The organism is Pseudomonas sp. ES1 (genome assembly GCF_050586605.1).
Taxonomy (GTDB): domain Bacteria; phylum Pseudomonadota; class Gammaproteobacteria; order Pseudomonadales; family Pseudomonadaceae; genus Aquipseudomonas; species Aquipseudomonas sichuanensis.
Map to the genome: position 1 here is coordinate 1 of NZ_JBOBDM010000076.1, position 20849 is coordinate 20849.

16 protein-coding genes are annotated in these 20849 nt (G+C 64.9%); 8 read left to right on the forward strand and 8 right to left on the reverse strand.

Annotated elements, in window-relative coordinates:
* The first annotated feature begins 33 nt into the window (after nt 1–33).
* Complete coding sequence (locus ACQ4N9_RS23880) at nt 34–486, forward strand: YaiI/YqxD family protein (protein ID WP_110992060.1); 453 nt, start codon at nt 34–36, stop codon at nt 484–486.
* Here the strand turns inward: ACQ4N9_RS23880 and ACQ4N9_RS23885 are convergent, their stop codons facing one another.
* Nucleotides 487–1401, reverse strand: a complete 915-nt coding sequence (locus ACQ4N9_RS23885) for a LysR family transcriptional regulator (protein WP_110992061.1) — start codon at nt 1399–1401, stop codon at nt 487–489. It lies immediately after the preceding gene.
* Nucleotides 1402–1556: 155 nt separating this feature from the next.
* Here ACQ4N9_RS23885 and ACQ4N9_RS23890 point away from each other — a divergent pair, with 155 nt between their 5' ends.
* The 6 genes from ACQ4N9_RS23890 (at nt 1557) to ACQ4N9_RS23915 (ending at nt 11263) form a co-directional block, all read left to right on the forward strand.
* Nucleotides 1557–3929, forward strand: coding sequence for a TonB-dependent receptor (locus ACQ4N9_RS23890; RefSeq protein WP_390968116.1), 2373 nt, complete (start codon nt 1557–1559; stop codon nt 3927–3929).
* A gap of 17 nt (nt 3930–3946) precedes the next feature.
* Complete coding sequence (locus ACQ4N9_RS23895) at nt 3947–5620, forward strand: aryl-sulfate sulfotransferase (RefSeq protein WP_390968117.1); 1674 nt, start codon at nt 3947–3949, stop codon at nt 5618–5620.
* A 346-nt stretch (nt 5621–5966) separates the two neighbouring features.
* Nucleotides 5967–7409, forward strand: coding sequence for an NADP-dependent succinate-semialdehyde dehydrogenase (gabD, locus tag ACQ4N9_RS23900; protein ID WP_390968118.1), 1443 nt, complete (start codon nt 5967–5969; stop codon nt 7407–7409).
* Between the two features lie 189 nt (nt 7410–7598).
* Nucleotides 7599–8876, forward strand: a complete 1278-nt coding sequence (gabT, locus tag ACQ4N9_RS23905; protein ID WP_390968119.1) for a 4-aminobutyrate--2-oxoglutarate transaminase — start codon at nt 7599–7601, stop codon at nt 8874–8876.
* 132 nt (nt 8877–9008) lie between these two features.
* Nucleotides 9009–10346, forward strand: coding sequence for an HDOD domain-containing protein (locus tag ACQ4N9_RS23910; RefSeq protein ID WP_390968120.1), 1338 nt, complete (start codon nt 9009–9011; stop codon nt 10344–10346).
* A 194-nt stretch (nt 10347–10540) separates the two neighbouring features.
* Nucleotides 10541–11263, forward strand: coding sequence for a hypothetical protein (locus ACQ4N9_RS23915; protein WP_390968121.1), 723 nt, complete (start codon nt 10541–10543; stop codon nt 11261–11263).
* Between the two features lie 38 nt (nt 11264–11301).
* Here ACQ4N9_RS23915 and ACQ4N9_RS23920 read toward each other — a convergent pair whose 3' ends face one another.
* Nucleotides 11302–12291 carry a GGDEF domain-containing protein gene (locus ACQ4N9_RS23920; protein ID WP_125861025.1) on the reverse strand — a complete coding sequence of 330 codons (990 nt, stop codon included), beginning with the start codon at nt 12289–12291 and terminating at the stop codon, nt 11302–11304.
* Nucleotides 12292–12430: 139 nt separating this feature from the next.
* Nucleotides 12431–13615: a delta-9 fatty acid desaturase DesA gene (gene desA / locus ACQ4N9_RS23925; protein ID WP_322359632.1), complete on the reverse strand. Its 1185-nt coding sequence runs from the start codon at nt 13613–13615 to the stop codon at nt 12431–12433.
* A 150-nt stretch (nt 13616–13765) separates the two neighbouring features.
* Here desA and dibA point away from each other — a divergent pair, with 150 nt between their 5' ends.
* The gene (dibA, locus tag ACQ4N9_RS23930) at nt 13766–15661 is read left to right on the forward strand and encodes a phosphodiesterase DibA (RefSeq protein WP_390968122.1); all 1896 of its coding nucleotides are present in this window, start codon (nt 13766–13768) and stop codon (nt 15659–15661) included.
* Between the two features lie 90 nt (nt 15662–15751).
* On the opposite strand, the gene ACQ4N9_RS23935 is transcribed toward dibA, so the two are convergent.
* Genes ACQ4N9_RS23935 through ACQ4N9_RS23955 form a run of 5 tightly spaced genes read right to left on the reverse strand, consistent with a single transcriptional unit; the run spans nt 15752 to nt 20847 of the window.
* The gene (locus ACQ4N9_RS23935) at nt 15752–16396 is read right to left on the reverse strand and encodes a methionine ABC transporter permease (protein ID WP_390968123.1); all 645 of its coding nucleotides are present in this window, start codon (nt 16394–16396) and stop codon (nt 15752–15754) included.
* On the reverse strand, nt 16386–17495 hold the full coding sequence (locus ACQ4N9_RS23940; protein ID WP_390968124.1) for a methionine ABC transporter ATP-binding protein: 1110 nt from the start codon (nt 17493–17495) through the stop codon (nt 16386–16388). The genes ACQ4N9_RS23935 and ACQ4N9_RS23940 overlap by 11 nt, the downstream gene beginning before the upstream one ends.
* A gap of 1 nt (nt 17496) precedes the next feature.
* Nucleotides 17497–18297 (reverse strand): MetQ/NlpA family ABC transporter substrate-binding protein, encoded by an 801-nt coding sequence (locus tag ACQ4N9_RS23945; protein WP_390968125.1) that lies wholly within the window; start codon nt 18295–18297, stop codon nt 17497–17499.
* Nucleotides 18290–19681: an LLM class flavin-dependent oxidoreductase gene (locus ACQ4N9_RS23950; protein WP_390968126.1), complete on the reverse strand. Its 1392-nt coding sequence runs from the start codon at nt 19679–19681 to the stop codon at nt 18290–18292. The genes ACQ4N9_RS23945 and ACQ4N9_RS23950 overlap by 8 nt, the downstream gene beginning before the upstream one ends.
* Nucleotides 19681–20847 (reverse strand): SfnB family sulfur acquisition oxidoreductase, encoded by a 1167-nt coding sequence (locus ACQ4N9_RS23955; RefSeq protein ID WP_430933874.1) that lies wholly within the window; start codon nt 20845–20847, stop codon nt 19681–19683. Before ACQ4N9_RS23955 ends, ACQ4N9_RS23950 begins: the two co-directional genes overlap by 1 nt.
* Nucleotides 20848–20849: the final 2 nt, after the last annotated feature.

Genomic DNA, 20849 nt, shown 5'->3' on the forward strand with positions numbered 1-20849 from the left:
AATGGCCGTTCGAGACACACAGGAACAAACCAAATGCGTATATGGATCGATGCCGACGCCTGCCCCAAGGCGGCCAAGGACCTGATCGTCAAGTTCGCCCTCAAGCGCAAGCTGGAGGTGGTGATGGTGGCCGGCCAGCCGCAGATCAAGCCGGCCTTCGCCTGCGTGCGGCTGATCGTGGTGCCCAGCGGCATGGACGCGGCCGACGATTACCTGGTGGACAATGCCGTGCCGGGCGAGCTGGTGATTTGCAGCGACGTGCCATTGGCCGATCGCCTGATCAAGAAGGGCGTGGCGGCGCTGGACCCGCGCGGGCGCGAGTTCGACGAACGCAACATGGGCGACCGGCTGGCGGTGCGCAACCTGTTCACCGAGCTGCGCGAGCAGGGGCAGGTGGGCGGTGGCCAGGCACCTTATGGCGAGCGGGAAAAGCAGGCGTTTGCCAACGCGCTGGATCGAATCCTCGGCCGTTTGGCCAAGCGCTGATCACATGGCGCTGTCGCAGGCGATCAGTTGCCTGACCAGCCCCTGCGCCAGTTGTGACAAGCCATACCCCACCCGGCTGACCACCCCATAGCGGGTGTAGCATGCCTCTTCCTGCTCGGGCGCCAGGTCCGACAGTTTCAGCGCCACCAACCCTCCCTCGCGCTGGTACGGCTGCAGGTTGGCGCTGCAGGCGATACCGATGGTGTTCGAGTGCTGCACCACGTTGAGCAGCGCGTAGCCATGCTCGCATTCCACGCTGGGTAAAAAATCCTGCCGGCCGCTGAGGTCGCTGAGGATCTTGCGGATGTTGGGCGGGCGGAAAGTCGTCGCCAGCGGGTAGTCGAACAGGTCCCGCGCACGCACCTCGGCCTGCGCGGTCAGCGGGTGCCCGGCGCGGCAGCAGAAATGCCAGCGTTGCGGCGTCAGCTTGTGCACCTGGTAATCCGGGTCGGCTTCGAACTGGCGGGTGTCGGCGACGAAGAACTCGATTTCCTCGGCCATCAAGCGGCGGTTCAACGCCTGCCAGTTGTCCACCTGGAAGCAGGTGCGCGCCGCCGGGTATTCGGCGACGAAGCGCGCCACCGCCCGGGGCACCAGCCCGCCCGCCGGCGCCGGCCCCGAACCGAAGCGCACCACGCCCGTGGTGGCGCCATTGAACTGATTGATCTCGTTGACCAGGTTGTGCGCGCCGTGCACCAGCCGCCGTGAGTGCTCCAGCACCAGCAGGCCCTGGCGGGTCGGCGCCAGCTCCTTGCTGGCGCGGTCGACCAGGCGGCAGCCGACGTTGTGCTCGAGCGTCTGGATGCTGCGGCTGAAGGCCGATTGCGAGAGGTTCACCGCAGCCGCCGCGGCGACGAAGCTGCGGTGCTCGACAAGGGCGATGTAGTGGCGGAGCTGGCGCAGGTCGATATGCATTTTCTACATGGAAACTTTCGGTGGAATGCAATTGCTGGGAAGGGTTGTGAACCTTATAAAGGGAGTCACTTATTCCACAAAATATGAATTACAAATATTTATATCACCTAAAAGAATAAAGCCCCTCTGACCGCGATTCGGTTCCGCCAACGGAAATGCTCGCCAGGGCCCATGCCTCCAGGAGCATTTGCATGTCCCGACTTTCCCCAAGGCCGTTACGCGCGTCGCTGTTCGCCCTGCAACCCCTGGCCGCCGGCCTGCTGCTGGCCGCTGCCGGCAGCAGCTTTGCCGAAGAGCCGGCCGCGGCCACCCCCGTCGCCCAGCAGGACGCCAAGCTTGGCACCGTGACCGTCAATGCCCGCCGCCGCGAAGAGAGCGCGCAAAGCGTGCCCACGCCGATCAGCGTGCTGAGCAGCGAAACCCTGGAAACCCAGCGTATCTACCGGGTGCAGGACATCCAGCAACTGGTGCCGAGCACCAACGTGTCTTATGTACATGCGCGCCAGTCGAGCATCTCCATCCGCGGGCTGGGCAACAACCCGGCCAGCGATGGCCTGGAAGGCAGCGTCGGCGTGTACCTGGACAACGTCTACCTGGGGCGCCCGGGCATGGCGGTGTTCGACCTGCTCGATGTGGAGCAGCTGGAGGTACTGCGTGGCCCGCAGGGCACGCTGTTCGGCAAGAACACCACCGCCGGGGTGCTGAACATCACCACCCGCAAGCCGACCTTCCACCAGGAGGGCAGCGTGCAGTCGTCGCTGGGCGAGGACGGCTACTGGCAGACCCAGGGCAGTTTCTCCGGGCCGCTGACCGACACCCTCGCCGGGCGTATCAGCGCCTACCACACCGAGGACGACGGCTATGTGAAGAACATCTACAACGGCCACGACCTCAACGGCGGCAAGCGCCAGGGCTTTCGTACCCAGCTGCTGTTCAAGCCCAGCGAAACCTTCAACCTGCGCTGGATCGGCGAGTACAACGAAGAGGACTCCGACAACGGCGTGCTCAGCCTGTACAGCACCGGGCCGACCATCAACGGGGTGAACCGTTATGAAAGCCTGGCCCGCCAGGCCGGCGCCACGCTGGTATCGGGCAAGGACCGCAAGGTCAATTTCGACGCCGACCAGATGGTCAAGGTGTTCCAGGGCGGCACCTCGGTAGAGGCCAACTGGACCTTGCCCAACGACTTCACCCTGACCTCCATCAGCGCCTACCGCTGGTGGGACTTTACCCCGCGCAACGATGACGGCCTGAACGTGCCGGTGTTCTACAACGCCGGGGTGTCGGTGCGCGACAAGCAGTACTCGCAGGAAATCCGCCTGGCCTCGCCAACGGGCGGCTTCTTCGACTACGTGCTCGGCGCCTATTACTTCAAGCAGGACCTGGACAACAAGTCGTTCACTTACAACGGCCCGCAGGCGGATATCTGGAACCTGACCCCGGCCGGCGCCCTGGCCAACGTCACCACGATCGGCAACGGCCACATCGACACCGACAGTTATGCCCTGTTTGCCCAGGGCACCTGGCACCTCACCGAGCGCCTGGACTTTACCGCCGGGGTGCGCGGCACCTATGAAGAGAAGAGCGCCTGGGTGACCCGCGATGCACCCTTCGGTGGCGCGGCAGTCACCGGTGCGGCGGCTGCGGCCCGTCAGGGCAGGGTGGGCGCCTATGACTCGGGTGACCTCAACCAGTACAGCTTCGCCCCCTCCGGGCTGCTCAGCCTGAGCTATCGCTTCAATGATCAAGTGCTCGGCTATGCCAGCCTGTCCCACGGCGAGAAGTCCGGCGGGGTCAACCTCACCGTCGGCGCGGCGCCACGGCTGGGCACCGATTCGCTGCTGGTGGGCACCGAGCGCGCCAACAACGCCGAACTGGGGGTCAAGAGCACCTTGCTGGACGGCCGCCTGCAGCTCAACAGCAACCTGTTCTGGACCGAGGTGCACGGCTACCAGGCCAACGTCTACGACCAGATCAACCGCGTGCAGTACCTGGCCAACGCCGGCAGCGTGCGCTCGCGGGGCCTGGAGTTCGAAGCCACGGCCCTGCCGGTGCGCGGCCTGACGCTCAACTTCAACGGTTCGTGGAACGACGTGCGCTACACCGAGTACGACGATGCGCCGTGCCCGCCGGAGGTGAGCCTGGCCAGCGCCACGGCCACCTGCGACCTGTCCGGGCACCAGGTGGTCGGCGCCTCCAAGTACATCGCCAACCTCAACGGCCAGTACAAGTGGCAGCTCGGCGAGCGGATCGAACCCTACGTCACCGCCAGCTACGCCTTCCGCTCGAAAGCGGTGGGCACCATCGACGACTCCGACTACGGGCAGATCCCCAGCTACGGCATCGTCAACCTCTCCACCGGCGTGCGCCTGGACCAGGGCGACGGCGTGCTCGACCTGTCGCTGTGGGTGAAGAACGCCGGCGACAAGACCTACTTCACCAGCCTGTGGAACTCCGCCAATGGCGGCTATGCCGGCGTGCTGGGCACCCCGCGCACCGTGGGCGCCACCGCCCGTTACGACTTCTGAGCACAAGGAGCTTTGCCATGAATGCCAAGACCCAACCGCACGACCTGCCTGAAGGCGCCTGCCTGACCGCCAAGGTGCCCGAGCGCAACCAAGCCTTGCTCGGCGACGTGGTGGTCAACCCCTACCGCCTGGCGCCGCTGACCGCGATCATCCGCGACGGTGGCCGCAGCCTGAGCGCCGCCCATGTGCGCGTGCTGGGGCGTGGCGAGCGCGGTGTCGACATCGTCTACGACGTGTCCGAGCGCTCGCTGTGGACCTACGGCGGCATCCCGGTGTTCGGCTTGTACCCCGACCACGTCAACCAGGTGGAAGTGAGCTACAAGCTCGACGGCGAGCGCATCCGCGAACGCTATGAAATCTATGCCCCGGCGGTGCGCCTGCCGGTGGTGGCCAAGCAGACGGCAGCCTTGCCCGAGGTCGAGCCGGTCACGGTCGCCCCAGGCTTCGAGCAGCGCCTGTACCTGTTCAATCACCTGCTGGCGGACATCCCCGGCGGGCGCGCCTTCAAGTGGAACGGCCTGGGCGGCGCTGCCGAGTGGGATTCGGTGGGCAACAACTGGATCGCCGACAGCAACGGCGATGTGCGCTGGTACCTGGACATCGAGCAGATCCACGACTCCAACCACCGCGATGGCCTGGGCGGCACCATGGGCTTCCACCAGACCCGCGACGGCAAACTGATCTGGGGCCAGGGCCAGACCTACTCCAAGTACGACCTGCTCGGCCGGCGCGTCTGGCAGCGCAACCTGCCGGACAAGTTCGCCGACTTCTCCCACGAGATCCGCGAGACCCCCAACGGCACCTACTTGCTGCGGGTAGGTACCAGCGACTACCGGCGCCCGGACGGCAAGCGCGTGCGCTCGATCCGCGACCACATCATCGAGGTCAGCGAGGCCGGTGACGTGCTGGACTTCTGGGATCTCAACCAGATCCTCGACCCGTACCGCGGCGAACTGCTGGAAACCCTGGGCAAAGCGGCGATCCAGCTGCCGGACGGCGTACAGAAACAGGACGAGCGCCTGGCCAACGAACTGGCTGAAGGCGACCTGCCGTTCGGTGACACGCCGGGGGTGGGCACCGGGCGCAACTGGGCTCACGTCAATGCCATCGACTACGACGCCGATGACGACAGCATCATCGTTTCAGCACGGCACCAGGGTGTGGTGAAGATCGGCCGCGACAAGCAGGTGAAGTGGATTCTCGCCGCGCCCCAGGGCTGGCCTGCGCATTTGCAGGACAAAGTGCTCAAGCCGGTGGGCGAGGGCTTCGAATGGTCGTGGACCCAGCACACCGCCTGGTTGACCGGCTACGGCACGTTGACCGTGTTCGACAATGGCTGGGGCCGGGATTTTGCCTCGACCAAACTCAGCGGCAACTACAGCCGGGCGGTGGAGTACAAGGTCGACGAGGCCAAGGGTACGGTCGAGCAGGTGTGGCAGTACGGCAAGGAGCGAGGGGATGAGTGGTACAGCCCGATCACTTCGGTGGTGGCCTACCGGGCGGACACCGACACTCAGTTCATCTATTCCGCGTCGGTGAATTACCTGACGCCTGAGAAGCTCACCACGACGGTGCTCAATGAAGTGCGCCGAGGCAGCCAGGAGGTGGTGGTGGAGTTGAAAGTGCACAGCCGCCAGCCGGGGAGTGTGGGTTATCGGGCGTTGGTGATCGATCTCGACAAGGCATTCTGACTCAGTCCTCTCTCCTGCAGGTTATCGGCTAACCTGCACTGGCCCCTTCGCGGGTAAACCCGCTCCCACAGAGTCTGCGCCGACCCTGTGGGAGCGGGTTTACCCGCGAAGGGGCAGCGCCAATTTCGGACGGGGTGTTCAACCATTCGTTCTTTTTTTCGAACAGCCTATTGTCCAACACCCCAGCCCCCGCTTAGCATTCCGTTTGAGATTTCAAACGCTCAGCGCCCAGGCGTCGAACACCCGGGTACACGAATTCCTGACGGCCGCCCCCGCATGGGGGCGCCTTTTCAACAATCAATAATTCGCGCCGCGCCGTGCCGCAGCGCAGTTAAGGGAAGCCGACATGCAGCTCAAAGACGCTCAGTTGTTCCGCCAGCAAGCCTTCATCAACGGTGAATGGCTGGATGCGGACAGCGGCCAGACCATCAAGGTGACCAACCCGGCCACCGGTGAAGTGATCGGTACCGTGCCGAAGATGGGCGCCGCTGAAACCCGCCGCGCCATCGAGGCCGCCGACAAGGCGCTGCCGGCCTGGCGCGCACTGACCGCCAAAGAGCGTGCCGGCAAGCTGCGCCGCTGGTTCGAGCTGATGATCGAGTACCAGGACGACCTGGCCCGCCTGATGACCACCGAGCAGGGCAAGCCGCTGGCCGAAGCCAAGGGCGAAATCGCCTATGCCGCTTCGTTCATCGAGTGGTTCGCCGAAGAAGCCAAGCGTGTCTACGGCGATGTCATCCCAGGCCACCAGCCAGACAAGCGCCTGATCGTCATCAAGCAGCCGATCGGCGTTACCGCGGCCATCACCCCGTGGAACTTCCCGGCCGCGATGATCACCCGTAAAGCCGGCCCGGCCCTGGCCGCCGGTTGCACCATGGTGCTCAAGCCTGCTTCGCAGACCCCGTACTCCGCCCTGGCCCTGGTCGAGCTGGCCACCCGTGCCGGCATCCCGGCTGGCGTGCTCAGCGTGATCACCGGCAGCGCCGGCGAAGTCGGCTCCGAGCTGACCGGCAACTCCCTGGTACGCAAGCTGTCCTTCACCGGCTCGACCGAAATCGGTCGCCAGCTGATGGAAGAATGCGCCAAGGACATCAAGAAAGTTTCCCTGGAGCTGGGCGGCAACGCGCCGTTCATCGTGTTCGACGACGCCGACCTGGACAAGGCGGTCGAGGGCGCGATCATCTCCAAGTACCGCAACAACGGCCAGACCTGCGTCTGCGCCAACCGTATCTACGTGCAGGACGGCGTCTACGAGGCGTTCGCCGAGAAGCTCAAGGCCGCCGTGGCCAAGCTGAAGATCGGTAACGGCCTGGAAGAAGGCACCACCACTGGCCCGCTGATCGACGGCAAGGCTGTCGCCAAGGTCCAGGAACACATCGAAGACGCCGTCTCCAAAGGCGCCAAGGTGCTGTCCGGCGGCAAGCTGATCGAAGGCAACTTCTTCGAACCGACCATCCTGGTCGACGTGCCATCGAGCGCCGCTGTCGCTAAAGAAGAGACCTTCGGCCCGCTGGCGCCGCTGTTCCGCTTCAAGGACGAGGCCGAAGTCATCGCCATGTCCAACGACACCGAGTTCGGCCTGGCCTCGTACTTCTATGCCCGCGACATGAGCCGTGTGTTCCGTGTTGCCGAGGCCCTGGAATACGGCATGGTTGGTATCAACACCGGCCTGATCTCCAACGAAGTCGCGCCGTTCGGCGGTATCAAGGCCTCGGGCCTGGGCCGCGAAGGTTCCAAGTACGGCATCGAGGACTACCTCGAAATCAAATACCTGTGCATCAGCGTCTGATCGCTGACTGACAGAGCAGTATTTACCTCTGCCAGCGGGGCGCGAGAGCGACGCCTCGCTGGTCTTTTTGACACCGCAGTACCTGGTGGCCAGGGCGTTCACGACAGTCGATCAACGAATACTGAACGTGAACACACCCAGCCACCCCCGAATAACAGCGCCGTCAGAGTCGGCGCGAATGAGGGCATTATGAGCAAGACCAACGAATCCTTGATGCAACGCCGTGTCGCCGCCGTCCCACGTGGCGTTGGCCAGATTCACCCGATCTTCGTCGATACCGCGAAGAACTCGACGGTGATCGACGTTGAAGGCCGCGAACTGATCGACTTCGCCGGCGGCATCGCAGTACTGAACACCGGCCACCTGCACCCGAAAGTGGTCGCGGCCGTGCAAGAGCAACTGACCAAGGTCAGCCACACCTGCTTCCAGGTGCTGGCCTACGAGCCCTACGTCGAGCTGTGCGAGAAGATCAACAAGCTGGTCCCAGGTGACTTCGACAAGAAGACCCTGCTGGTCACCACCGGCTCGGAAGCTGTCGAGAACGCCGTCAAGATCGCCCGTGCCGCCACCGGCCGCGCTGGCGTAATCGCCTTCACCGGTGGTTACCACGGCCGTACCATGATGACCCTGGGCCTGACCGGCAAGGTCGTGCCGTACTCCGCTGGCATGGGCCTGATGCCGGGCGGCGTGTTCCGTGCCCTGTTCCCGAGCGAGCTGCACGGTGTCAGCGTTGACGACGCCATCGCTTCGGTCGAGCGCATCTTCAAGAACGACGCCGAGCCGCGCGACATCGCCGCGATCATCCTCGAGCCGGTACAAGGCGAAGGCGGCTTCCTGCCAGCGCCGAAAGAGCTGATGAAGCGCCTGCGCGCCCTGTGCGACCAGCACGGCATCCTGCTGATCGCCGACGAAGTGCAGACCGGCGCTGGCCGTACCGGCACCTTCTTCGCCACGGAGCAGATGGGCGTTGCGCCTGACCTGACCACCTTCGCCAAGTCCATCGCTGGCGGCTTCCCGCTGGCCGGTGTGTGCGGCAAGGCCGAGTACATGGACGCCATCGCCCCAGGCGGCCTGGGCGGCACCTACGCCGGTTCGCCGATCGCTTGCGCTGCGGCCCTGGCCGTGATCGAAGTGTTCGAGGAAGAGAAACTGCTGGATCGCAGCAAGGCTGTCGGCGAGCGCCTGACCGCTGGCCTGCGTGAAATCCAGAAGAAGCACCCGATCATCGGCGACGTCCGCGGTCTGGGTTCGATGATCGCTGTGGAAGTGTTCGAGAAGGGTACCCACACCCCGAACGCTGCCGCCGTTGGCCAGGTTGTCGCCAAGGCGCGTGACAAGGGCCTGATCCTGCTGTCCTGCGGTACCTACGGCAACGTCCTGCGCATCCTGGTGCCGCTGACCGCCGAAGACGCACTGCTGGACAAAGGCCTGGCGATCATCGAAGAGTGCTTCGCCGAACTCGCCTGAATGTGACACGCTTCAGAAAAAACCCGCCTAGGCGGGTTTTTTTTATGCCGTTTGTCGGTTTCAGGCGCTAAGGTTGTACGAGGATTCCGTGGAAGCTGCGAAGGATCGCGCGCCATTACAGGAGACTCGCTCATGAGCGCCGCCGACCCCATCCCGCCTTGTGTCTTGATTGCCGAGGGCGACCCTTGGGTGCGTGACATGCTCAGCGAAATGCTGCTCAGCGTGCGTTGCGATGCACGCCTGCACGTCTGTGCCGATGGCGCCCAGGCGCTGAGCGCGCTGGCAACCAAGCCCGACCTGATCATCGCTGCCCGCGAACTTGCCGGGCTCGATGGCCTCGACCTGCTGCGCAAGGTGCGCAAGCAGGGCGAACAGTCGGGTATGCCGTTCATCCTCATGAGCAACCGCACCGATACCGCCAGCGTGCGCGAGGCGCTGCCACTGCACCCCACCGCCTACCTGAGCAAACCCCTCGACCTGGATAACCTGCGCAAGCGCCTTGAAGAGCTGCTGGTGCACGTCGGCGAGCAGATTGCCTGCCCGGTCTCGGCGCTGCCGCCGGGGCTCAAGCTGTCGGCCTTCCTCGAACAGCGCCGTGCTACTGCCGACGGCGGCCCGCTGTTCGCCGACGTACAGGTGGCGATCAAGCGCGCGCTCAACCCCGAGGGCCTGAACCTCAAGGTGCTCGAGGAGGAGGTGCGCAACGACCCGCAGATCACCGGGGTGCTGATTGCCGCCGCCAACAGCGCCGCCATGCACCGCGATGCGCCGGTGCAGACGTTGATGCAAGCGCTGAACAAGCTCGGCAGCACCCAGAGCATGAACCTCATTCTGGGCCTGACCCTCAAGCGCAGTGCGCGCTTGAGCGACCCCTTGCTGGCGCGGCACGCTGCCCTTTACTGGGACTTCTCCCTGCACACTGCCGAGTACGGCCGCACCCTGGCACGCATGCTCGAGGTGGACGAAGGCCGTTGCTACTGCGCGGGCCTGCTGCATTGCCTGGGTGACCTGGCGGTGCTGCGCACCTTGCAGGAGTGGCGCCTGGCGGGCGGCGAACTGGATGAAGACCAGGTTCAGTTGTCGCTCAACGAATTCGGCGCGCCGTTCGGCTCGGCGCTACGCACCCGCTGGCGCTTGCCGCTGAACCTGCGCGAGCTGATCGCTGCGGTGTATCAGTTGGGCGGCGGTGTTTACTCGCGGGAGATCCTGGCCATGAGCCTGGCCGGCCAGCTGGCGCGGCTCAGACCCAGCGAAGGGCTGGAAAAGGTCGCCAGCGGCAAGACGGCACGGTTGCTCAAGCTCGGGCTGCCGGAGTTGACGCGGTTGCGCAAGGTGGACCCCGAAGCGGTGGCCCGGGAGGAGGCGGAGCGCCTGGCGGCACAGGCCGACGAAAGTGAGCCGGAGGTTGATTTGCTGGTAACTCCCGCAGCAGATGCCGAGCCCGTGGACGGAGAAGAGCGCCAGCCCTGAGCCGCGCAGCGGTGTTGCATCAGGCTTGGGATCGGTCCTACAGGTGTTGCGGACGTCCGTTCGTATCCATGGAAGTACTTCAGGCGTAGCTTTCCTGCCACTCCACCAACGGAATGGCAGGGAGGTTGCGCCTGAGGATGAATACGTACAGATACCGTGGCCTGCGCTATCAGGTCTGTCGTTCCAGGGCGCGAATGCTCGCCCATGAAGCATTCTCCAATAAGTTCTGCAAGCCTGGTGCTGAGCTCGACGTTGAAAAGGTGCGTTTCGAGCCTATTGGAAGCATGGCGATCGAGGCCTTGCAGTCCTGGGACGAGCAGACTCACCACTTTCCCTGGGAGGAGGTTTCACGCTGGGCTGATCGAGATCTCAAGGGATTCGACGTTTCGTTGTGGTCTGAGCATGTGCTCTGCGGTCTCTGCTACGCCAGCCCCCGCAGAAGCAATCACTGCATCAAGATCATTCTGCTGGAGGGCAAACCAGGCCCGAAGAATCCATTGAGAGGCCTGGTAGCCCCGATGTCGCTGTTGGCTGTTACTGAATACGCACGGATGCTCAGGTACTCGCGAATCGAGGTTCAACAACCCGACCCGGGTGTCGAATCTTTGTACTTATCCCTTGGTTTCGTGCGTGATCCTGCCGGGCGTCTTGTGAGGCCGCTAGGCGCGACTGACGAACAAACCACTATCCAGATATCAGAGGTGCCCATGAACTATTCGACAAGTTCCAGGATGGCTGCATTGATCAAGCGATACACTGCCGAAGCTGACGCCCTTGCGGGCGAAATCACCGACCTTGAGCGTCATATTCTCGATGTCGCGTTCAGGGAGGGCCGGGAGAAAGAGCCTGAAGGTGTGCTGGTCGGGCCACGTAGCGGCCGGATCGATTACGAGTGGCTCTTAGCCGTTACGAAATGAAATGAGCCACTTGCTGCACATTACAGGCGGGTAACCGGTCAGCCTTTTACGATCTGGTTCTTGCCCTGCCGCTTGGCGCGGTACATCGCCGCATCAGCTCTGGCGAACAGGCTGTCGAGCGTTTCGTCCTCATCAGTCAGCCCGGTCAGCCCCTGGCTAACGGTCACGCCGTAAGTCTGCTGCCCGTGGCTGAAACTCAGGCACTGGATCTCCCGCTGCAGGCGCTCGGCGATCTGCTCGGCCATCTGCGCAGTGCAGCCGGGGAACACTGCGGCGAACTCTTCACCACCGATCCGCCCGAACTGATCGCCACGCCGTAGCACGGCCTTGCCGCTGTCGGCGATGCGCTGCAGCACCTGGTCGCCTTCCTGGTGCCCGTAACTGTCGTTGATCAGCTTGAAGTCATCGATGTCCAACAGCAGGAATGCCAGCGGCGTGCCATGTATCCGGGCATTGTCGAACGCCTGTTGGGCGCATTCGAAGAAGTGCCGGCGGTTGCTGCTTTGCGTGAGCACATCGGTGGTGGCCAGGCGATGCAACTCGCCTTCGAGCTGCTTCTTTTCGGTGATGTCCTCGGCGATGCCGACGATGATCACCCGCTGATCACCCTCGCGCTGCTGGTTGATGTAGCACTTGTCGCTGACCCAGCGTACTTCGCCGGCGCCATTGAGGATGCGGTACTCGCGGTCCTCGACGGTACCCTTTACCAGCACCTGGGCCAGGCTGCGCTCAGCGTATTCGAGGTCGTCCGGGTAGATGGCGTCGCGCCACTCGTTGTAGTCGGCCAGCACCAGGCTGGCCGGGCGACCGAACAGGCGTTCGTAGGCCGGGCTGACATAGAGCACCTGGCGGGTTTCCCAGTCGAAGGCCCAGAGCACGGCGTTGACGCTGTCGAGCAGCGATGAATAGAGCTGTTCGCGCTCGCTCAGGCGGGCCACTTCGCCTTGGGCGTGCAGCAGGGCGAGCAGCGTCTGGGCCGCTTCGGGGCGGGGAGGGTCGGTAAACGTGGGCGGGAGGTCTTTGGCCATGTGCACGGAACGGTTCTCGACGTGGGGCGTGCGGCCACGAACCGGCCCGCCACGCGGACGATGTGCCGCGTTGGAGTGGTATCGGGGAGGGAAGTTCCGGGCGGCACGCCCCATTGCGGGGCATGCCGATCAACGGCTATCAGGTGCCTGTGGGGCGCAGCGAGTAGGTCTTGAGTTGGGCGGCGAAATCACGCAGCGACTGAATACCGCTGGCCTCGGCCTCGTGCACCCAGTCTTTCATGGCGGCGAGCATGTCGTGGCCATTGGCACTGGTGCGCGCCCAGATCTGCTGCAGCGCCAGGCGTTTCTCGTAGATGGTCTTGAGTGACTGGCTGTGCGCCAGCATCGATTCGATGCGCACGTGATGACGGTCCTGCAGCAAGCTGGTCTCACGCGACAGCAGGCGTTTGGCGCGGCGGAAGCGGTGGCGCACCGAGGCGTCGACCTTGTCCAGTTCCTGTTTCACCAAGGGGCCGATCACCAGCTTGCGGTACTGGGCCATGATCTGGAAACGGTTGTTGAGGATGGCCATGGCGGTGTCCATGTCCAGCGACGCCTTGCCCTCGACCCGATGGGCGATGGGCGCCACCCGCTGCACCTTGGCCAGGCGCAGCATGCTCAGCAGGCGGATCCACATCCAGCCCATGTCGAATTCCCAGCGGCGTACCGAGAGCTTGGCCGAGTTGGGGTAGGTGTGGTGATTGTTGTGCAGCTCTTCGCCGCCAATGATGATGCCCCAGGGCACCAGGTTGGTGGCGGCGTCGCGGCATTCGAAGTTGCGGTAACCCACCGCATGGCCGAGGCCGTTGACCACGCCGGCGGCCCAGAACGGAATCCACATCATCTGCACCGCCCAGATGGTGATGCCGATGGTGCCGAACAGCAGCAGGTCGATGACCGCCATCAGGGCGATGCCGCCGAGCTTGTAGCGCGTGTAGAGATTGCGTTCGATCCAGTCGTCCGGGCAGTTCTTGCCATAGATGCGCAGCGTTTCTTCGTTGCGCGCCTCTTCGCGATAGAGTTCGGCGCCCTTGCGCAGCACGGTGCCCAGGCCCTTGTGCAGCGGGCTGTGCGGGTCGTCAGGGGTTTCGCACTTGGCGTGGTGCTTGCGGTGGATGGCGGTCCACTCGCGGGTGTTCTGCGCAGTGGTGAGCCACAGCCAGAAACGGAAGAAATGCTTGAGCCCCGCATTCAGCTCCAGCGCCCGGTGCGCAGAGTAGCGGTGCAGGTAGATGGTGACGCTGACGATGGTCACATGGGTCATCAGCAGGGTGACGGCGACCAGTTGCCAGGCCGACAGATCGAGCAAACCGTAGTACCACATAGCGGGAAAAACCCTCGTAAACACAGGGGAACAGCGCTGGCATTATCCCTTGGCAGGCAAATAAAACCAGTCGGCCTTTTTGATAGGAAGTCACAGGGTGTTTCAGCCTTTATAATGCCCCCTCATTTTCCATGGGCTCACCGACCCGACATGTCTGTTTCCGTTCGCGACGCCTTGCGTATGGCCGGGCTCTACCTGCTGCTTTCGATCCTCTGGCTGACGGTGTCGGAGCTGGTCTTGCAGAGCATGTCCGAGGACCCGCTGGCGCTGACCGTGGGCCGGCAGATCAATGTGGTGGTCTGGGTGCTGCTCAGTGCTTTGCTGATCTTCGTCTCGCGCGCCCGGCTGTTGAACTTCATCGGCATAGGTGCACGCCTGCGCAGCGAAGACCGCGAACGCCTGCGCATGGCCGCGGCGGTGTTCGACAGCACCCTCGAAGGCGTGCTGGTGACCGATCGCAATGGCCTGATCGTGCACGTCAACCGGGCCTTCATGCGCATTACCGGGTACCAGCAGGACGAGGTCATCGGCCAGCGCCCCAGCAAGTTCAAGTCTGGCCGCCATGGCGCGCCGTTCTACCAGCAGATCTACGCCGCGCTCAACGCCAAGGGCGAGTGGAGCGGCGAGATCTGGAACCGCCGCAAAAGCGGCGAGATCTACCCGCAATGGCAGACCATCTGCGCCATTCGCGACGACAGCGGCGAGCTCAGCCACTATGTGGCGGTGTTCAGCGACATCAGCGCGATCAAGCACACCGAGCAGGAGCTCGCCTACCTTGCCCATCACGACCCGCTGACCGGCCTGCCCAACCGTCTGTTGTTCAACGACCGTGCCGAGCAGGCGCTGGCTGCCGCGCAACTGAACAAACGCGGTTGCGCCTTGCTGCTGCTCGACCTCGATCATTTCCAGAGCATCAACGACGGCCTTGGCCACACCATCGGCGACCAGCTGCTCAAGCTGGTGGGTGAACGCCTGCGCGAAGTGGTGGGCAACGGCGTCACCCTGGCACGCCTGGGCGGCGACGAATTCGGCGTGCTGGCCGAGAACTGCCAGCAGGTCGGCCAGGCCGGCAAGCTGGCGCAGAGCATCATCGAGCGCTTGCGTGAGCCCTTCTCGTTCGACGACCACCGCCTGTTCATCAGTGCCAGCATCGGCATCAGCCTGTTCCCCAGCGATGCGCTGAGCGCCGAACAGCTGCTGCGCAACGCCGACTCGGCGCTGTTCAAGGCCAAGAGCAGTGGCCGCGCCTGCTACGCGCTGTATACCGAGGAACTGACCGCCCACGCCCAGCACCGGGTCGAGACCGCCGGCGAGTTGCGCCGGGCGCTGGAACAGGAGGAACTGCGGGTGTTCTTCCAGCCGGTGTACGACCTGTTCAACGCGAAGATGATCGGCGTCGAAGCGCTGGTGCGCTGGCAGCATCCCCAGCGGGGCCTGGTGCCGCCCGGGGAGTTCATTCCGATTGCCGAACGCACCGGGCTGATCGCCGAGATCGACGCCTGGGTGTTGCGCCAGGCCTGCCGGCAGATGGTGCAGTGGCAGCAGGACGGCCGGGTGCTGGCGTTCGTCGCAGTCAACATTTCCAGCCGCCTGTTCAGCCAGCGCGAGCTGTATCGGCAGGTGGCCGATGTGCTGCACGACACCGGCCTCGACCCGTCGTTGCTGGAGCTGGAAGTCACCGAAAGCGCGGTGATGGAAGACCCGGAAGTGGCGCTGGAGCAGCTGCACCGCCTGCGCGAGCTGGGGCTGACCCTGGCCATCGACGATTTCGGCACCGGCTACTCTTCGTTGCTGCGCCTCAAGCGCCTGCCGGTGCAGAAACTGAAGATCGACCAGGGCTTTGTCGCGGGCCTGCCCTTCGACGATGACGACATTGCCATCGTGCGGGTGATCATCGCCCTGGCGCGCAGCATGGGCATGCAGGTGCACGCCGAAGGTATCGAGCAGGCCGAGCAGGCACGCTTCCTGCTGGAGCAGCAGTGCCAGCTGGGGCAGGGGTACTGGTTCGGGCGGCCGGTGCCAGCTGATGATTTGCATTGGGGCTGATGGCCTCTTCGCGGGTAAATCGCAGCGGCGAACCGCCGCTCCCACAGGTTATGCGCAGTCCCTGTGGGAGCGGGTTTACCCGCGAAGCAGTCACCGCTTGTTCAAGCCTCTGGCCAACCTGTCCCCACCCAACTGAATCACCGCCACCAGCGCCACCAGCATGACGATCACCGTCAGCATGATCTGGCTGTCGAAGCGCTGATAGCCATAGCGGTAGGCGATATCCCCCAGCCCCCCCGCACCGATCGCCCCGGCCATGGCCGACGAATTGATCAGCGTCACCAGGGTGATGGTGAACCCGCCGACGATCCCCGGCAGCGCCTCGGGCAGCAGCACATGCCAGACGATGTGCCAGCGCCGGCAGCCCATGGCCTGGGCCGCTTCGATCAGACCGTGGTCGACCTCGCGCAGGCTGACCTCGGCAATCCGTGCGAAGAATGGCGTGGCGGCGATGGTCAGCGGCACCACGGCCGCCCACACGCCGTAGGTGGTGCCGACCACCATGCGGGTGAAGGGGATCAGCGCGACCATCAGGATCAGGAACGGGATCGAGCGGAACAGGTTGACGATGGCGCCCAGCACCCGGTTGAGCGCTGGCGCCTCGAAGATCCCGCCCTTGTCGCTGGTGACCAGCAGCACCGCCATCGGCACCCCCACGAGCAGCGCCACCAGCGAGGACACGCCGACCATCAGCAGGGTGTCGAGCAAGCCTTGCAGCAGGCGATCAATCCACATGGCCCAGTACCTCCACATCCGCAGCCCAGCGGCGGGCGCGTTCGAGCAATTGATGAGTGTCCAGCGGTGAGCCGCGCACGGCCAGGATCAACTGGCCCAGGGCATGCTCGCCGATGGTTTCGACGCCGCCCTGGAGCAGGCGCACCCGGCCACCCAGGTCGCTGAATAGCGTGCTCAGCTCCGGTTCGCCGACCAGCTGCAGGCGCAGCACCACGGCTGCATCGCGGCTGGCCGGGTTGGCCCGCAGGCTGGCCTGCAAGGCGGCGGGCAGGCGCGTCTGCAAGGGCGCGAGCAAGGTGCGGGTGACCTCGTGGCGCGGCGCACCGAACACCTGCCACACCTCGCCCTGCTCGACCACTTCGCCGCGCTCGAGCACCACCACGCGCTGGCAGATATCGCGGATCACCGCCATCTCATGGGTGATCAGCACCACGGTCAGGCCCAGCCGCTGGTTGATGTCGCGCAGCAGCTCGAGGATCGATGCGGTGGTTTCCGGGTCGAGCGCCGAGGTGGCCTCGTCGCACAGCAGGATCTCGGGGTCGTGCACCAGCGCCCGGGCGATGCCGACCCGCTGCTTCTGCCCGCCGGACAGTTGCGCCGGGTAGACGTGGTGTTTTTCCGCCAGCCCCACCAGCTCAAGCAGCTCACGCACCTTGCGCTGGCGCTCGGGCTTGCTCACGCCGGCCACCTTCAACGGCAGCTCGACGTTCTGCCACACGGTCTTGGCCGACATCAGGTTGAAGTGCTGGAAGATCATGCCGATGCGTCGGCGCAGGGCCACCAGGCAGTCTTCGTCGAATGGCGCGATGTCCACCTGGTCGATCAGCACCCGGCCCTGGCTTGGCTGCTCCAGGCGGTTGATGGTGCGCAGCAGCGACGACTTGCCGGCGCCGCTGCGGCCGATGATGCCGAAGATCTCGCCACGGCGGATGTTCAGGTCGATGCCTTGCAGCGCCGGTTGCGCCTGGCCCGGGTAAGTCTTGCCCAGGCCGATGAAGCGCACATGGGCCTGGTTCACCTCCGGGCGCAGCACTTGTTCAGGTGCCTTGAGCGGCAGTGGCTGCGTGGGAAGCGCCCTGAGGGCGCTGGCCTGGCTCATGTCAGCCTTCCCAGCCGGCCTGGTACAGCTTGCCATGGGCCTTGTCCAGGGCTGCGCGCACGGCGGGCGAGTGTTGATAGATGTCGACGAACTTGGCCAGGCGCGGGTCGTTCTTCTCCTGCGGGCGGATGACGAACTGGATCACGTATTCCTTGTTCTCCAGGCCGTCGAACAGCAGCGCCGAGGTGGCGTCGAAGGTGTTGGCCAGGCGGATGTAGGCCGGGTAGCCCTGCACCAGGTCGGCGTCATCGTAGGCGCGCACCAGCTGCACGGCCTCGACCTGGAGAATCCTGATCTTCTTCGGGTTGGCGATGATGTCGTCTTCGGTGGCCTTGTAGCCCACGCCCGGCTTGAGGGTGATCAGCCCGGCCTTGGCCAGCAGCTGCAGGCCACGGCCACTGTTGATCGGGTCGTTGGCGATGGCCACGCTGGCGCCTTCGGGCAGTTCGGCGAAGTTCTTGTACTTTTTCGAGTACAGGCCGACGTTGTTGATGATCCCCGGCGCGTAGGGCACCAGGTTGAAGCCGGCGGCGGCCTTGGCGTTTTCCAGGAAGGGGATGTGCTGGAAGTAGTTCACGTCGATGTCGCCGCTGTTGAGGCTGACATTGGGCGCGATCCAGTCGCTGAACTCGATCAGCTTCACTTCCAGGCCTTGTTTATGGGCTTCTGCCACCGCGGCTTCCAGCGGGATGGCGAAGGCGGCGGTGGTGCCGATCTTCAGTGGCTCGGCGGCGAAGGCGGCGGCGGAGAGGCCGAGGCCCAGGGCGATGGCCGCGACGGGCCGGAACAGTTTCTCAAGCATGGTGCAGGGCTCCAGTCGGGGCAGAGGTGTGGGTGTTGCGGTAGGTGGATCCGGGGTGGTCGGCGGGCAGGTGCGGGTGGTCGCTGGCGAACAGCTTCTCGCGCAGGGTGCCTTCGGCGTACGCGGTCTTGTAGCGGCCACGGCGCTGCAGTTCGGGTACTACCAGGTCGATGAAGGCCTCGAAGCTTTCCGGGGTGACGGTGCGGGTCAGGTTGAAACCGTCCAGGCCGGTGTCGTCGAGCCAGCCGATCAGCTGCTCGGCGACCTGTTCGGGGTTACCGACCAGGGTGACGTAGCGCCCGCCCAGGGCGTGCTGCTCCAGCAGGCGGCGGCGGGTCCAGGCGCTGTCCTGCAGCTGGCGGGTGGCGGACTGGATGGCATTGCCTTTGGCGAAGCCGATCGGCTCGTCCAGCCCGTAGCGCGAGAAGTCGATACCGGTGGAACTGGCGAAGTGCGCCACGCCGGCCTCGGGGCTGGCGTAGTGCAGGTACTCGGCGTGCAGGGCGCGGGCTTCGCCCTCGGTTGCGGCAACGATCACGCTGATGCCCATGAATACCTTGACCGCCTGCGGGTCGCGACCCGCGGCCTGCGCCGCTGCACGCACCTTGTCGACCTGGGCGCGGGTGGCGGCCTTGTCCTGGCCGCTGATGAACACGCACTCGGCATGGTTGCCGGCAAAGGCCAGGCCACGCGCCGAACTGCCGGCCTGGAACAGCACCGGTGTGCGCTGCGGCGAGGGTTCGCACAGGTGGTAGCCCTCGACGTCGTAGAACTCACCGTGGTGGCTGACCTTGTGCACCTTGTCCGGGCGCGCATACACACGCTGCGCGCGGTCGGCGACCACGGCATCGTCGTCCCAGCTGCCTTCGAGCAGTTTGTACAGCACCTGCAGATACTCGTCGGCCTGGTCGTAGCGGCGGTCGTGCTCGGGTTGCTGTTCCAGCCCCATGGCCCGGGCGGCGCTGTCGAGGTAGCCGGTGACGATGTTCCAGCCGACTCGGCCGTTGCTCAGGTGGTCGAGGGTGGAGAGGCGCCGGGCGAACAGGTAGGGCGCCTCGTAGGTGAGGTTGGCGGTGAGGCCGAAGCCCAGGTGCCGGGTTGCCGCAGCCATGGCCGAGACCAGCAGCAGCGGGTCGTTGACCGGCAGCTGGATCGACTCCTTGAGTGTCACGTCCAGCGACTGGCCGTACACGTCGTAGGTGCCGACGATATCGGCGATGAACAGCCCGTCGAACAGCCCGCGCTCCAGCAGGCGGGCCAGGTTGGTCCAGTAGTCGAGGGTCTTGTACTGGGTCGAGGTGTCCCGCGGGTGGGTCCACAGGCCGTGGTTGATGTGCCCGATGCAGTTCATGTTGAACGCATTGAGCAGGATCTGCTTGGCCATCAGATGGTCCCCCGACGCGGCGGCTTCTCGTCGTTGAGGTAGAAGTTGCCGATGGCGTGGTACTTCCAGCGCACCGGGTCGTGCAGGGTGTGCACCCGGGCGTTGCGCCAGTGACGATCGAGGTTGTGCTCGGCCAGGGTGGCCTGGCTGCCGGCCAGTTCGAACAGGGTGGTGCCGGCGGCCAGCGAGATTTCGGTGCTGATCGCCCGCGCCTCGGCCACGGCAATCGAGGCTGCGGCGAGGGTGTCGGCGGTGCTGTCGGCCTGGGCGATGTCGAGGATTTCGCCGGCGCGCTCCAGCAGTGCTTCGGCGGCGTGTAGGCGGATCGCCAGGTGGCCGAAGCTCTTCAGCGTCAGTGGGTCGTCGCTGGCCTTGTCGACACCCGAGTCGACCCACGGCCGGCTGCGGGTGCGCACGAAGTGCAGGGCGTCTTCGAAGGCGGCGCGGGCGATGCCGGTGTCGATGGCCGCGTGGAGGATCTGTGCCAGCGGGCCGACCGTGGTCGGGCGCTCGAAGGCGCTGCCGAACGGCACCACGTCTTCAGCGCGTACCGGCACGTTGTCGAACACCACCGAGCCGCTGCCGGTGGTGCGTTGGCCGAAGCCGCTCCAGTCGTCGATCACTTCGATGCCCTGGCTGTCGGCGGGCACGAACGCCAGGTGCTGCACGTCCTGTTCGTCGATCACCAGCGTCGGGATGCGTTGGGCATAAATGGCGCCGGTGCAGTAGAACTTGCGGCCGTTGATGCGGTAGTGCTCGCCATCGCGGGTCAGGCGCGTGGTGCGTTCGTGGGCGTTCTTGGTGCCAATTTCGGCCAGGGCATTGCCGAAGCGCCGGCCAGCGAGGACTTCGGCATAAAGCCGTTTCTGTTGCTCCGGGGTGCCGTTCACCCGCAGCACTTCGAGGGCGTAGAAGTGGTTCTGCGGGATCTGCCCGATCGAGGCGTCGGCCTGGGCGATGCGCGCCACGACCTTGGCCAGGGTGGCACTGGACACGCCGGCGCCGCCAAAGGCCTTGGGCACGCTGATGCCCCACAGGCCGGTGTGCACGAAGCGTTCGAGTTCGGCGTGGGGCAGGCGGCGTTCGCGGTCGCGTACGGCGCTGTCCTGGCGCAGGTGGTGGGCGAGTTCTTCGGCGACGGCCAGGGCCTGGGCGTCGCTGGTGATGA

Excerpts from the sequence above, each read along its gene's own strand:
- ACQ4N9_RS23880 (WP_110992060.1), top strand. The coding sequence starts at position 34 with ATGCGTATATGGATCGATGCCGACGCCTGCCCCAAGGCGGCCAAGGAC.
- ACQ4N9_RS23885 (WP_110992061.1), bottom strand. The coding sequence starts at position 1,401 with ATGCATATCGACCTGCGCCAGCTCCGCCACTACATCGCCCTTGTCGAG.
- ACQ4N9_RS23890 (WP_390968116.1), top strand. The coding sequence starts at position 1,557 with ATGCTCGCCAGGGCCCATGCCTCCAGGAGCATTTGCATGTCCCGACTT.
- ACQ4N9_RS23895 (WP_390968117.1), top strand. The coding sequence starts at position 3,947 with ATGAATGCCAAGACCCAACCGCACGACCTGCCTGAAGGCGCCTGCCTG.
- gabD (WP_390968118.1), top strand. The coding sequence starts at position 5,967 with ATGCAGCTCAAAGACGCTCAGTTGTTCCGCCAGCAAGCCTTCATCAAC.
- gabT (WP_390968119.1), top strand. The coding sequence starts at position 7,599 with ATGAGCAAGACCAACGAATCCTTGATGCAACGCCGTGTCGCCGCCGTC.
- ACQ4N9_RS23910 (WP_390968120.1), top strand. The coding sequence starts at position 9,009 with ATGAGCGCCGCCGACCCCATCCCGCCTTGTGTCTTGATTGCCGAGGGC.
- ACQ4N9_RS23915 (WP_390968121.1), top strand. The coding sequence starts at position 10,541 with ATGCTCGCCCATGAAGCATTCTCCAATAAGTTCTGCAAGCCTGGTGCT.
- ACQ4N9_RS23920 (WP_125861025.1), bottom strand. The coding sequence starts at position 12,291 with ATGGCCAAAGACCTCCCGCCCACGTTTACCGACCCTCCCCGCCCCGAA.
- desA (WP_322359632.1), bottom strand. The coding sequence starts at position 13,615 with ATGTGGTACTACGGTTTGCTCGATCTGTCGGCCTGGCAACTGGTCGCC.
- dibA (WP_390968122.1), top strand. The coding sequence starts at position 13,766 with ATGTCTGTTTCCGTTCGCGACGCCTTGCGTATGGCCGGGCTCTACCTG.
- ACQ4N9_RS23935 (WP_390968123.1), bottom strand. The coding sequence starts at position 16,396 with ATGTGGATTGATCGCCTGCTGCAAGGCTTGCTCGACACCCTGCTGATG.
- ACQ4N9_RS23940 (WP_390968124.1), bottom strand. The coding sequence starts at position 17,495 with ATGAGCCAGGCCAGCGCCCTCAGGGCGCTTCCCACGCAGCCACTGCCG.
- ACQ4N9_RS23945 (WP_390968125.1), bottom strand. The coding sequence starts at position 18,297 with ATGCTTGAGAAACTGTTCCGGCCCGTCGCGGCCATCGCCCTGGGCCTC.
- ACQ4N9_RS23950 (WP_390968126.1), bottom strand. The coding sequence starts at position 19,681 with ATGGCCAAGCAGATCCTGCTCAATGCGTTCAACATGAACTGCATCGGG.